This is a genomic window from Mesorhizobium sophorae (assembly GCF_002270415.1).
GTDB lineage: Bacteria > Pseudomonadota > Alphaproteobacteria > Rhizobiales > Rhizobiaceae > Mesorhizobium > Mesorhizobium sophorae.
Genome location: NZ_NNRI01000007.1, coordinates 1171902 through 1184165 on the forward strand (window position 1 = coordinate 1171902; position 12264 = coordinate 1184165).

Consider the following 12264-nt stretch of genomic DNA (forward strand, 5'->3'; position numbering starts at 1 on the left):
CTGGTGGCGCAGATATGCAAATATCCTTGGCCGGGGAAGTTTGGGCCAGGGAAATTTGGGGCCAGGCAACGTTGGAGGACAAAGGTCATGGCCGATGCTGGGATGTTGCGTTTTCACGTTCCGGAACCGGAAGTGCGGCCGGGCGGAACGCCTGACTTCTCCAACGTGCCCATCCCCAAGGCCGGCTCGGTGCCGCGCCCGGACATCGATGTCGATCCCCGCACCATCCGCGATTACGCCTTCTCGATTATCCGCGTGCTGAACCGCAATGGCGAAGCCGTCGGCCCTTGGGCCGGGCTGCTTTCCAGCGGCGAGCTTCTGGCCGGCCTGCGTCACATGATGACGCTGCGGACCTTCGATGCGCGCATGCAGATGGCGCAGCGCCAGGGCAAGACGTCGTTCTACATGCAGCATCTGGGCGAGGAGGCTGTGGCCTGCGCCTTCCGCAAGGCGCTGGCGCCCGGCGACATGAATTTTCCGACCTATCGGCAGGCAGGGCTGCTCATCGCCGACGGCTATCCGATGGTCACGATGATGAACCAGATTTACTCCAACGAAGCCGACCCGCTGAAGGGCCGGCAGTTGCCGATCATGTATTCGTCGAAGGAGCACGGCTTCTTCTCGATCTCCGGAAATCTGGCGACGCAGTATATCCAGGCGGTCGGCTGGGCGATGGCCTCGGCGATCTCGAACGATTCGAAGATCGCCGCCGCCTGGATCGGCGACGGCTCGACGGCAGAATCCGACTTCCATTCGGCGCTGGTGTTCGCCTCCACCTACAAGGCGCCCGTGGTGCTCAATGTTGTCAACAACCAATGGGCGATCTCGACCTTCCAGGGCATCGCCCGCGGCGGCTCGGGCACCTTTGCCGCCCGCGGCCTCGGCTTCGGCATTCCGTCGCTGCGCGTCGACGGCAATGACTATCTTGCCGTCCATGCGGTGGCCAAATGGGCGGCCGAGCGGGCGCGGAGCAATCTCGGGCCGACGCTGGTCGAATATGTCACCTACCGCGCCGGCGCGCATTCGAGCTCGGACGATCCTTCGGCCTACCGGCCAAAGACCGAATCCGACGCCTGGCCGCTCGGCGACCCGATCGTGCGGCTGAAGAACCACCTCATCCAGCTCGGTGTCTGGTCGGACGAGCGACATGCGCAGGCCGAGGCGGAAATCCTCGACACGGTGATCGCGGCGCAGAAGGAAGCCGAGAGCCACGGCACGCTGCATGCCGGCGGCAAGCCGTCGACGCGCGACATGTTCGAGGGGCTCTATGCCGAGATGCCGCCGCATCTGCGGCGCCAGCGCCAGCAGGCGGGGGTCTGACCATGCCAAGACGGACCATGATCGAGGCGATCCGCGACGCCATGGATGTGTCGATGGGACGCGACGACAAAGTCGTCGTGTTCGGCGAGGATGTCGGCTTCTTCGGCGGCGTCTTCCGCTGCACGCAGGGTCTGCAGGCCAAGTACGGCAAGAGCCGCTGCTTCGATGCGCCCATCAACGAATCGGGCATTGTCGGCTCGGCCATCGGCATGGCCGCCTACGGGCTGAAGCCGTGCGTGGAAATTCAGTTTGCCGACTACATGTATCCGGCCTACGACCAGCTGACCCAGGAAGCGGCGCGGCTACGCTACCGCTCGAACGGCGATTTCACCTGCCCGATCGTGGTGCGCATGCCGACCGGCGGCGGCATCTTCGGCGGCCAGACGCACAGCCAGAGCCCGGAAGCGCTGTTCACCCATGTGTCGGGGCTGAAGACAGTGGTGCCATCCAACCCGCATGACGCCAAGGGGCTGCTGATAGCGGCGATCGAGGATCCCGATCCGGTGATCTTCCTCGAGCCGAAGCGGCTCTACAACGGGCCGTTCGACGGCCATCATGACCGGCCGGTGACGCCCTGGTCGAAGCATGAACTGGGTGAGGTCGCCGACGGCCACTACACCGTGCCGCTCGGCAAGGCGGCGATCCGCCGGCCGGGCTCGGCGGTCACGGTGCTTGCTTACGGCACCATGGTCTATGTCGCGCAGGCAGCCGTCGCGGAGACCGGTATCGATGCCGAGATCATCGATCTCCGCACACTTTTGCCGCTCGACCTCGACGCAATCGTCGCTTCGGTCAAGAAGACCGGGCGCTGCGTCATCGTGCATGAGGCGACGCTGACCTCCGGATTCGGCGCCGAGCTGTCGGCGCTGGTGCAGGAAAACTGCTTCTACCATCTGGAGGCGCCGGTGGCGCGGGTCGCCGGCTGGGACACGCCCTACCCGCATGCCCAGGAGTGGGACTATTTCCCCGGTCCGGCGCGCGTCGGCCGGGCGCTGCTGGAAACCATGGGAGCTTAAGATGGGCGAACACATCATCAAGTTGCCCGATGTCGGCGAAGGCGTCGCCGAGGCAGAGCTCGTCGAATGGCACGTCAAGATCGGCGATATCGTGCGCGAGGACACCGTGCTTGCCGCGGTGATGACCGACAAGGCGACGGTCGAGATTCCGTCGCCGGTCGATGGCGAAATCCTTTGGCTGGGCGCCGAGATCGGCGACACGGTGGCGATCGGCTCGCCGATCGTGCGGTTGAAGGTGGCGGGCGAGGGCAATGTGAAGCCGCAGGGCGGTGCGGTTGAAGTGGTGGCTGCTGAGCCACCGGCGAAGCTGCCGACCCCGAAGCCCGAGACTTCCGCGCCAGCCGCGAAGGCGCCGCCAAAGTCAGGCGGGACAGACGTGAAACCTGCACCCGCCGTCTCGAAAAGCCCGCGGCAGCCGTCCGTCTCCGGCGCGCCGCGTCCCGAGGGCGAAAGGCCGCTGGCCTCGCCGGCGGTCCGCCTGCGGGCAAAGGAGGCCGGCATCGATCTCAGGCAAGTTGCCGGGAGCGGTCCGGCCGGCCGCATCGGCCACGAGGACATCGAAGCTTTCCTGGCGCGCGGACCCCAAGTTGCGAAAACATCAGGCCTCGCCCGCAACGACGCGGTCGAGGACATCAAGGTGGTGGGGCTGCGGCGTAAGATCGCCGAGAAGATGACGCTGTCCAAATCGCGCATCCCGCACATCACCTATGTCGAGGAGATCGATGTCACCGCGCTGGAAGAATTGCGCTCGGCGCTGAACAAGGAAAAGCGCGTGGCCAAGGGGGAGCGGCCGAAGCTGACGCTGCTGCCGTTCCTGATGCGGGCGATGGTCAAGGCGATAGCAGACCAGCCGAATCTCAATTCGCTGTTCGACGACGAGGCCGGCACCATCCACCAGCATGGTGGCATCCATATCGGCATTGCCGCGCAGACGCCGTCGGGGCTGGTGGTGCCGGTGGTCAAGCATGCCGAGGCGCGCGACATCTGGGAGTGCGGCGCCGAGGTGATCAGGCTTGCCGAGGCGGCCAAGTCCGGCACCGCGACACGCGACGAGCTGTCCGGCTCGACCATCACCATCACCTCGCTCGGTGCCATGGGCGGCGTGGCGACGACGCCTGTCATCAACCATCCGGAAGTGGCGATCATCGGTGTCAACAAGATGATGGTGCGGCCGGTGTGGGACGGCACCCAGTTCATGCCGCGCAAGATGATGAACCTGTCCTCCAGCTTCGATCATCGGGTGATCGACGGTTGGGACGCCGCCGTCTTCATCCAGCGCATCAAGACGCTGCTGGAAACGCCGGCGCTGATTTTTGTGGATTGAAGGAACGATCGAGATGCCGGCGGGACAGCGCCCCCCTTCTGCCTTGCCAGGCATCTCCCCCACAAGGGGGGAGATCGGACGTGGCGCGAAGGATCTCGACGGAGTGTTCTTTCCGATCCAGCGCGACAACGAGTTAGGATGCCACGATGAAAGAAATCTCCTGCAAGCTGCTCGTCATCGGCGCCGGCCCCGGCGGCTATGTCTGCGCCATCCGTGCCGGCCAGCTCGGCGTCGATACGGTGATCGTCGAGGCTGGCAAGCCGGGCGGTACTTGCCTCAATGTCGGCTGCATCCCCTCCAAGGCGCTGATCCATGCGGCGGAGGAGTTCGAGAAGGTGTCCCACATGGTGGGCGGCAACAGCCCGCTCGGCATCTCTGTCACCGCTCCCGTGCTCGATCTTGCGAGGACCGTCGCCTGGAAGGACGGCATCGTCAGCCGGCTCAACAGTGGCGTCGCCGGCCTGCTCAAGAAGGCCGGGGTGAAGACCGTGCAGGGCTGGGCGACGTTTCGTGACGGCAAGACCGTGGCGGTCGAGACCGAGACCGGCGTGCAGGTGATCCGCGCCGAGACGATCGTCACTGCCACCGGCTCAGCGCCGGTCGAGCTGCCGTTCCTGCCGTTCGGCGACACGGTGATTTCCTCGACCGAGGCGCTGGCCTTGAGCGAAGTCCCGAAGAAGCTCGCCGTCGTAGGTGGTGGCTACATCGGGCTCGAACTCGGCACTGCCTTCGCCAAGATGGGCGCTGAGGTGACCGTGGTCGAGGCCTTGCCGCGTGTGCTGGCGCAGTATGATGCCGAGCTGACGCGGCCGGTGGTCAAGCGGCTCGCCGCGCTCGGCATCGAGGTGATGACAGGCGCCAAGGCCAAGGGGACCAAGGGCGGCGCGCTGCTGGTCGAGACATCGGACGGCAAGAATGCCAAGGTCGCCGCCGACAAGATCCTGGTGACGGTCGGCCGCAAACCGGTGACCGAAGGCTGGGGGCTCGACCAGATCGACCTCGACATGGCGGGAAAGTTCATCCGCATCGACGACCAGTGCCGCACCTCGATGCGCGGCATCTTCGCCATCGGCGACATCACCGGCGAGCCGATGCTGGCGCACCGGGCGATGGCACAAGGCGAGATGGTCGCCGAGATCGTTGCCGGCCACAAGCGCAGCTGGGACAAGCGCTCAATTCCGGCCGTCTGCTTCACCGATCCCGAGCTGGTGACGGCTGGCCTGTCGCCGGAGGAGGCCAAGGCCCATGGTGGCGAGATCAAGATCGGCATGTTCCCGTTTGCCGCCAACGGCCGGGCGATGACGAAGCTCGGCGAAGACGGTTTCGTCCGTGTCGTCGCCCGCGCCGACAATCACCTGGTGCTCGGCATCCAGGCGGTCGGCCAGGGCGCGTCGGAACTGTCGGCGGCCTTCGGGCTGGCGCTGGAAATGGGTGCGCGGCTGGAGGATATCGCCGGCACCATCCATGCCCATCCGACGCAAGGCGAAGGGTTCCAGGAAGCGGCGCTCAAGGCGCTGGGGCACGCGCTGCATATTTGATGCGGCGGCTTTCCTCTCCCCCGGTCGACGGAGGAGAGGAACGGCAGGAACCTCCAGGCTCCCTTCCTCTTCAGCCGACTCCCATCCTGCTCCACAGTGGGAGAAGTAAGGGCAGCTCCTCAGCTCGCCAGCCGGCTCACCATCTCATGTTGCGCATAGGCGCTGCCAAAACGGTTGGCGAGGAAGGCGTCGAGCGCGATGTCTTCCTGCTTGACGAAACCGGTTGCGGGCAAAGTCCCGTCGGCCAGCATGTCGAGCACGGCGCAGATGCCGGAGGCGGTGGTGATCTGGATGGCGCTGCGCACGACGTCGCCGACGCGCTTGGAATAGATCTTGTTGGCGTAGGTCTCCTGCAGCAGGCGGCCGTTCTTGCGGCCCGAGACGGTGACGAAAACGATGACGACATCCTGCAGCGTCGCCGGCAAGGAGCTCTCAAATATGTCCTTCAGCACGTCGCGGCGGTGGCGCAGGCCAAGGTCGTTGAGCAGCGCCTTCATGATCGCGGCATGGCCGGGATAGCGGATGGTGCGGTAGTTCAGCGTGCGCACCTTGCCCTTCAGCGTTTCGGCCAGCGTGCCCAGCCCGCCGGAGGTGTTGAACGCCTCGTAGGTGACACCGTCGAGCGAGAACTCCTCGCGCTCCTCCAGCGGCGGCACTTCGATCAGCTCCCCCTCGACGATCGCCTCGCAAGGTTCGCAATATTCGTTGATGACGCCGTCGGTGCTCCAGGTCAGATTGTAGTTCAAGGCATTCGACGGGTATTGCGGCAGCGCGCCGACGCGCATGCGCACGCTTTCCAGCGAATCGAAGCGGCTGGCGAGATCGTTGGCGACGATCGAGATGAAGCCCGGCGCCAGTCCGCATTGTGGGATGAAGGCGCTCTTGCCCGAAAGCGCCAGCTGCTTGACCCGCCTGGTGCTGACGACGTCCTCGGTGAGGTCGAGATAGTGCACGCCGGCGTTTGCCGCTGCCTCGGCGATGCGCGTGGTCAGGTGGAAGGGGGCGGCGCTGAGCACCGCGAACTTGCCGGCCAAGGCCGCCTCGAGCGCGCCCGATGCCTCGATGTCGAGTTCCAGCGTGGCAACCGTGCCCGGCAGTTCGGCCGCAGCGAGTTGGGCCGCCGAGCGGTCGACGAGGGTGACGTGGTAGTCACCGGTGGCGGCGAGCATTTCGGCAATGGTCGAGCCGATCTTGCCGGCGCCGACAACAACAATTTTCTTCATGAAACGTCCCTCACCCAAAAGCTGAACTTGAGCGCATTGTTTTGCGCATGTCGTTTGTCCCAAAACCGCTGCGCACTCTTGGGAAACATGCATCAGGATCGCAGCTTGCCCGTCGAAAGGAAGCGTGGAATTGTTCGAAACGAAACTCTGATTGTACATTATGCCGAAGGGAATCGTCGAAATGCTCAGTGAAGCCGAACAGGCCCTGCTCTCCCTGCTGCGCGACAATGCGCGCGCTTCGACCGCCGAACTCGCCCGCAAGCTCGGCGTCTCGCGCACGACGGTGCAGAGCCGGATCGAACGGCTGGAGCAGCGCGGCATCATCACCGGCTACGGCGTCCGGCTGGCGCCGGACTACGAGCAGGGGCTGGTGCGGGCGCATGTGCTGCTCACCGTGACGCCCAAGCTCGCCGACAAGGTGGTGCGCGGCCTGCAGGCGCTGGCGCCGGTCAGGACGCTGCATTCGGTCAGTGGCAATTTCGACATGATCGTCATCGTCGATGCGCCATCGATCCGGGACCTCGATATGCTGCTCGACCAGATCGGCGCCATGGACGGGGTTGAACGCACCTTGTCGTCGATCATCCTGTCGACGCGCATCGACCGCTGAGCTGACTCGGTGGAGCCAGGCCTTTCAGGACCCAAGCCGGATCGCCGGCTAACCAAATGCCAGCGGAAAGCTTATCACCACGGCGAGGCCCGGCCGGCAATAGTCAAGGGCGATCGACGCGCCGTGCATGGCGCGCTCGGCGGAGGACCGAGCCGCTCCCGGCCCGGTCCCTGCCTCTATTTGGCCGGCTGGATGCTTGATGCCGCCAGCTTGCCGGCTTTGGTCGAATAGGTCACGACCACCTTCTCGCCAACCTTCAGCGTCTCGGCTTCGATGCCCTCCGGCAAGACGAAGGTCTTGCCGTCGGCGAGCGTGATCGAATCGCCCTTCTTGTCGATGCTGGCGATGGTGCCGGTGGCCGCCTTGGCGAAGGCACCGGTTGACGATACGACGGCGAGTATCATTGCGGCTGCGATAGCTGACTTCTTCATGTTCTCTTTCCCGTTTTGGCCTGGTTGTGGAGCCGGCGGCTATTGGCCTCGGAGCGGCTTCGATATCCGGTCCGCTTGGCTGCCGGATCTGTCTCTCTTCAAGGAGACGGACCGAGCCTATGCCTTGGAGTTGTCGGCTGGATGGCCACAAGTTTACAAATAGGTAAAATCAAACTTCGGCTTCACAAGTCGCGCAGCTGTTCTGCCGTCTGCCCAGTCGATGGCCTGGCGGACAAAACGGCGGCAATTACCGAAGCGGCGACCAGGCCGGACACGACTGCCAGATAGAGCCAGGGGATCGACAACGCTTCGGGCGGTGGATCGAATACGCCAGTCAAGAGCTTGACCAGCATCCATGCCGTCAGCAAGCCAGAGATTAGCCCGAACGTCATGCCGCCGACCAGGATCAGCAGACCTTCGCTCCAGAGGAAGGCCGCGAGCTGGCGCGGTTTGGCGCCAATTGCGGCAAGGATGGCGAAAGGCCGGCGACGCTCGTAGAACCCCAGTGCCAGCATCAGCCCGGCGGCAGCGGCGGCCATCACGACCGCAAAGCCCAGTTCGATTGTCGTCAAACCGCCAAGATCGACCGCGGTCAGGCTCGAGCCGATGAGATGTGCCGCCTGGCCGATATCGGCCACCTTCAGCGACGGATCGAAAGTGAGTACCGACGAGGCCTTCCGCGCCAGCGCGGCCGGATCCGCCCTGGCTCGCATGAGCACGTACTCGGATGCATCGGAGCCTGTCGTGCGGGCCACATAGGCTGAATTGGCGACAAGGAACGAGTCCTTTGGTGCAGTTGGAAATTCGCGGGCGACGCCGATGAACTTGAAGGGTACGGGATGATACTGGTGGTCCCTGGCGTCCATGAGCCGCAGGTTGATCGTATCGCCTTGCTGGAGCTGGAAATCCTGGACGGTCTCTTCCGACACCAGGACACCGTCCGATGTCGCGGCGAGCAGGGCGAGCGTGCCGGCCGCGCTGGCGCCGCTGAAATAGGCATCGGAAAGACCCGTGGCGCGTCCGATGCGGTGGGGATCGATGCCATAGAGGTCCTGCAGGTCTGTGCCGACATAGGCAAAACGATGTTGCATGGGTTCGGCCGCTGCCGCTTCGGGCAACGAGGCGAGAGCCTTCAAGTGAGCTCCGGCCGGTTTGTCCGTTGTGCCAAAGACAGTGACGTCGGAGCCGTTGGTCAGCTCGGCGTCGATACGCGCCTGGGCATTGTAGGTGGTGTTGAAGATAGCGGTCGACGTGGCGAAGGAGATGGACAGCGCCGTCATCGCAATGCCGATCGTCAGCCGCCCCGCTTGCCGCGACAGGGCAGCCGATACAACAGGTGCCAACGCTCCCGATACCGGGGCAACAATCATTCGCAAGAGCGCGCCATTGCGCGCGATGATGGTGGCCGACAGCCTGATCGTCAGCAACGCCATGCCAAGCCAGAACAAGGCCGGGGCGATGAACGCCTTGTAGTCCACCGATGTCGCCGCCACCCCTTCGGGCGCGAGCACGATCTGGTATCCGGTGCTCGCCGATTGCCAGAAGAACAAACCCGCCGCCGCAAGCAGCAGGCCGTCCAGCCACAGGCGCTGCCAGAGAGGCGCGTTCGGCCGGTTCACGGTGCGCCGCGCTGCGGCCACGGTCACCCAGCGCGCGTCCCGCCAGGCCGGATAGAGGAAGGCGATGAGCCCGACCAGCAGCCCGAAGACCGCGACAAGAAGCAGCGTCGGACCGTCAATGCCGACCGTCGCCTTGAGGCCTGGGGCGACGGCGGCAAGGAGCGATGCTGCGGCCATGCCGATCGCGGTGCCAGCGATGGCGGCGACGGCAGCTTCCGTGGCGGACAGAAGCAGGATGGCTTTGATCGTCGCGCCACGAACGCGAAGCATCGCCTGCTCCGCCCGCCGGCGCGCCGCACCGGACGAGGTGACGGCAAAGGTAAGCGCAACCGCCAGCGCGATGCCTGGCAAGCCGAGAAACAGGAACAGGACCGAGGCGTACAGCGCATCCTCGCGGACCGCTCCGAGGCGCGAGCCGAGATTGTCGGCCACCAGGGCCTGACCGGCGACCCTCGCCTCGAGATTGCGCTGGGCGGCAGTGACAAAAGTATAGGCTGAGACGGGATCCGGCGGCAGCGCCGCGTGGGCAAGCCGCGCATGCAGTTGCAGCCGGGTCGTGTCCGGGCGCGCCTTCTGCTGCGGATCGAACATCTGCCGCCAGGCCTCCTGCGGCAGGATGAGGACATTGTCGGGCGGTGCCTGGGGCGCTGCCTGGGGTGGCAGGCCGACGGCCTGAAACAGGGCGTCGGCGTCCGGGAGGTCGACCACGCCGGCAATCCTGACCTCTACCGGCGGCAAACCCATGCGTTGGATCGAGACAGCGTCGCCGGGGCCGACATGGAGGTTGGCGGCGGTCTGCTGGGCAATCAGAACGCCGTCGAGGGTGCCGGAAAGCGAGCGGATTTCCGCCGGAAAATCGCTAAGATACGAGCCGTCAAAAGCAACCGCCTGGCCAGGCCCCGTGGTCTGGGTCGTCCCGCCGGTCTGAGCCTCGAAGCCTGCGACATCGGCGTAGCGGACCTGATGCACGGCCTTCACCGGAGCAGCGTCAGCCAGTGCCTTCCCGACGAGGGCCGGATCGGCACCGGAAATCACTTGCACCTGCCAGTCGATCGGAACCGCCGACACGGCGCGTGCGGTCATCGACGCACCGGCGTTGGCGAGGAAGAGTGCCATCGCCGAAAGCAAGGCGACCGTCAGCGCGATGCCGGCAGCAGCGCCCGCCACGCGCAGGAAACGACGGGCGAGCACACCCCGAATCCACAGCAGGAACATCATGCGGTAACGGCCCCTGGCCGATGCCCGGTGGTGAGCCGGCCGTGGTCCATCGTCCAGCGCGTCGCCATGCGGTTGGCCACGATTTCGTCATGTGTGGCAATCACCAGGGCGATGTCGGTGGCTTCCAGTCGGTCGAGCACGGCGTCCAGGAAGAGCAGTGCCGTTCGGCTGTCCAGCTGCCCGGTCGGCTCATCGGCAAGCAGAAGCTTCGGACCCATGGCCAGAGCGCGTGCCATCGCAATACGCTGGGCCTGGCCCCCGGACAGCTCCTCCGGCAACTTGTCGCCAAGTTCGTCGAGGTCGAACGATTGCAGAAGCGATGCCCCGATGTCGCTGGCGCCGATGTTCTCGCCGGCCAGCAGCATTGGCAGGCCGACATTCTGGACAGCGGTGAGGGCAGGAAACAGACTGGGCGACTGGAATACGAAACCGATATGGCGTGGCCTCAAGGTCTCGAATGCGCCGAGCGCGGGCCATTCGACGGTACCGGCGGTCGGCCTGTCGAGGCCGCCAAGAATGTGCAGTAGGGTCGTCTTGCCACTGCCGGAGGGTCCGACGATGGCGATGCGCGCACCCGGCGCGATCTCGCAGTCGACATCGCGCAGCACGTTGATCCGCCCGGAGTTGCCATCCCGGAAGTCTCGGCCGAGGCCTTTTGCGATGACGAGCCTTTCACCCACGGTCGATCCTCCCATCCTTCAGCCTGATGATGCGATCGGCCCGCTGCGCCAGCGCCTTGCTGTGGGTCGCCAGCAGCGTTGCCAATCCGGCGTCGCGCCGCGCCTCGAAATGAGCGATCAGCCGGGATTCGGTATCACCATCGACCTCCGCGGTCGGCTCGTCGGCAATGAGGATCGGCGGATCGGCGGCCAGCGCCACGGCAAGACCCGCGCGCGCCGTCTCGCCGCCGGACAGCTCGGTGGGAAAAGCGCGCGCGCGATGCGAAAGGCCGACACTTTCCAGCAAGCCGGCGATTCGCTTGTCGTCCGGCTTCCTGGCCAGAAGCATCTGCAATCGAAGGTTCTGCTCGACATTCAAGTGGCCGAACAGGTTTCCCGACTGCAACAGAATGCCGAAACTCGCGGCGCGAACACGCGTGCGATGGGCCTCCGGTCGCCGGGTCAGCCGGACGCCGGCCACCTCGACAAAGCCGCCATCCGGTTCATCGAGGCCGGTTACGCAGGCCAGCAAGGTGGACTTGCCGCTGCCGGAAGGCCCGACTAAGGCGACGATCTCGCCGGCAGCCACGTGGAAACTGACGCCCCGCAATGCGGCCGTCTCGTCATCGCCTATGTGGAAGAACCGATAGATCTCATGCGCGTCCAACGCGTGCATGTCATTTCCACCGGAACGAACTGGACATCAATTGCCACTGATCGACATTGTCGGCGCCCTTGGGTGCATAGAGTTCGAGCGCGACGAGCTTGCCGTCCTTGAAATAGAGGAAGCGCTCGTTCTCAAGGCGAACCTGCCGGTTGGTTACCGCGTTCGGTTCGGAGTTCGAGGTGTAGACGATGCGGATTGCGGCGCCGGCTGGTAGCTTGACCTGCTTGACGGCGCTTACCCGCACAGCGCGTCCTGAGGCCTCAAGTTTCGCGACATAGTCCGCCTTGGCGCTGTCGACGGTCGGCGCGGCGTCCGCCCTGGAAACCGAGACGACAACACCGTCCAGCTTGTCGACGAAGCTGGCGCCATCGGGCCGATCCGACCGTGCCCAGCCCTCCGGCACCTTGATGGCGAACCCTTGCGGCGAGGTGTAGTCGATGAAGACCTGCGTATCGGGAATGTCGCCTGGGGGGTTCTTCTCCGGCTGGACTGGCTTCTCGGCGGCCGAGGCGGGCAGGCTGCCAAGCAGCGGAACCAAGGTGGCTGTCGTGCCCAGGCACGCGGCGACGGCGAGAACTGGCAAGATGCCGATGGGTTTGCGAAAATGGGTTTTCATTTTCCGCAGCCTTTCGATGAACG

At 65.1% G+C, this 12264-nt stretch carries 11 protein-coding genes; 5 read left to right on the forward strand and 6 right to left on the reverse strand.

Annotated features, from left to right (window positions below):
• Positions 1–87 precede the first annotated feature (87 nt).
• The 4 genes from CGZ66_RS10105 to lpdA all read left to right on the forward strand — a co-directional run bounded on the left by CGZ66_RS10105 (position 88) and on the right by lpdA (position 5198).
• Positions 88–1320: a 3-methyl-2-oxobutanoate dehydrogenase (2-methylpropanoyl-transferring) subunit alpha gene (locus CGZ66_RS10105; protein WP_095083893.1), complete on the forward strand. Its 1233-nt coding sequence runs from the start codon at positions 88–90 to the stop codon at positions 1318–1320.
• A gap of 2 nt (positions 1321–1322) precedes the next feature.
• Positions 1323–2336, forward strand: a complete 1014-nt coding sequence (locus tag CGZ66_RS10110) for an alpha-ketoacid dehydrogenase subunit beta (protein WP_095083894.1) — start codon at positions 1323–1325, stop codon at positions 2334–2336.
• Between the two features lies 1 nt (position 2337).
• Entirely contained in the window at positions 2338–3660 is a 1323-nt protein-coding gene (locus CGZ66_RS10115; RefSeq protein WP_095083895.1) for a dihydrolipoamide acetyltransferase family protein, read from the forward strand.
• A 146-nt stretch (positions 3661–3806) separates the two neighbouring features.
• Positions 3807–5198, forward strand: a complete 1392-nt coding sequence (gene lpdA / locus CGZ66_RS10120; RefSeq protein WP_095083896.1) for a dihydrolipoyl dehydrogenase — start codon at positions 3807–3809, stop codon at positions 5196–5198.
• A 119-nt stretch (positions 5199–5317) separates the two neighbouring features.
• Here lpdA and CGZ66_RS10125 read toward each other — a convergent pair whose 3' ends face one another.
• Positions 5318–6421 carry a saccharopine dehydrogenase family protein gene (locus CGZ66_RS10125; protein ID WP_095083897.1) on the reverse strand — a complete coding sequence of 368 codons (1104 nt, stop codon included), beginning with the start codon at positions 6419–6421 and terminating at the stop codon, positions 5318–5320.
• Positions 6422–6602: 181 nt separating this feature from the next.
• On the opposite strand from CGZ66_RS10125, the gene CGZ66_RS10130 reads away from it, so the two are divergent.
• Positions 6603–7031, forward strand: coding sequence for an Lrp/AsnC family transcriptional regulator (locus CGZ66_RS10130; protein ID WP_095084380.1), 429 nt, complete (start codon positions 6603–6605; stop codon positions 7029–7031).
• Between the two features lie 176 nt (positions 7032–7207).
• Here CGZ66_RS10130 and CGZ66_RS10135 read toward each other — a convergent pair whose 3' ends face one another.
• From CGZ66_RS10135 to CGZ66_RS10155, 5 genes are all read right to left on the reverse strand, one after another.
• Positions 7208–7462: a DUF1344 domain-containing protein gene (locus CGZ66_RS10135; RefSeq protein WP_095083898.1), complete on the reverse strand. Its 255-nt coding sequence runs from the start codon at positions 7460–7462 to the stop codon at positions 7208–7210.
• Positions 7463–7644: 182 nt separating this feature from the next.
• A complete protein-coding gene (locus tag CGZ66_RS10140) occupies positions 7645–10299 on the reverse strand; it encodes an ABC transporter permease (protein ID WP_095083899.1) in 2655 nt (884 codons plus the stop codon).
• Positions 10296–10979, reverse strand: a complete 684-nt coding sequence (locus tag CGZ66_RS10145) for an ABC transporter ATP-binding protein (protein ID WP_245331050.1) — start codon at positions 10977–10979, stop codon at positions 10296–10298. The genes CGZ66_RS10140 and CGZ66_RS10145 overlap by 4 nt, the downstream gene beginning before the upstream one ends.
• The gene (locus CGZ66_RS10150; protein WP_095083901.1) at positions 10972–11634 is read right to left on the reverse strand and encodes an ABC transporter ATP-binding protein; all 663 of its coding nucleotides are present in this window, start codon (positions 11632–11634) and stop codon (positions 10972–10974) included. The genes CGZ66_RS10145 and CGZ66_RS10150 overlap by 8 nt, the downstream gene beginning before the upstream one ends.
• Before the next feature lies 1 nt (position 11635).
• Positions 11636–12241, reverse strand: a complete 606-nt coding sequence (locus CGZ66_RS10155; protein WP_095083902.1) for a hypothetical protein — start codon at positions 12239–12241, stop codon at positions 11636–11638.
• Between the last annotated feature and the right edge of the window lie 23 nt (positions 12242–12264).

Bases quoted from the DNA above. Each gene is read 5' to 3' on its own strand.
- CGZ66_RS10105 (WP_095083893.1), top strand. From the start codon at position 88: ATGGCCGATGCTGGGATGTTGCGTTTTCACGTTCCGGAACCGGAAGTG.
- CGZ66_RS10110 (WP_095083894.1), top strand. From the start codon at position 1,323: ATGCCAAGACGGACCATGATCGAGGCGATCCGCGACGCCATGGATGTG.
- CGZ66_RS10115 (WP_095083895.1), top strand. From the start codon at position 2,338: ATGGGCGAACACATCATCAAGTTGCCCGATGTCGGCGAAGGCGTCGCC.
- lpdA (WP_095083896.1), top strand. From the start codon at position 3,807: ATGAAAGAAATCTCCTGCAAGCTGCTCGTCATCGGCGCCGGCCCCGGC.
- CGZ66_RS10125 (WP_095083897.1), bottom strand. From the start codon at position 6,421: ATGAAGAAAATTGTTGTTGTCGGCGCCGGCAAGATCGGCTCGACCATT.
- CGZ66_RS10130 (WP_095084380.1), top strand. From the start codon at position 6,603: ATGCTCAGTGAAGCCGAACAGGCCCTGCTCTCCCTGCTGCGCGACAAT.
- CGZ66_RS10135 (WP_095083898.1), bottom strand. From the start codon at position 7,462: ATGAAGAAGTCAGCTATCGCAGCCGCAATGATACTCGCCGTCGTATCG.
- CGZ66_RS10140 (WP_095083899.1), bottom strand. From the start codon at position 10,299: ATGATGTTCCTGCTGTGGATTCGGGGTGTGCTCGCCCGTCGTTTCCTG.
- CGZ66_RS10150 (WP_095083901.1), bottom strand. From the start codon at position 11,634: ATGCACGCGTTGGACGCGCATGAGATCTATCGGTTCTTCCACATAGGC.
- CGZ66_RS10155 (WP_095083902.1), bottom strand. From the start codon at position 12,241: ATGAAAACCCATTTTCGCAAACCCATCGGCATCTTGCCAGTTCTCGCC.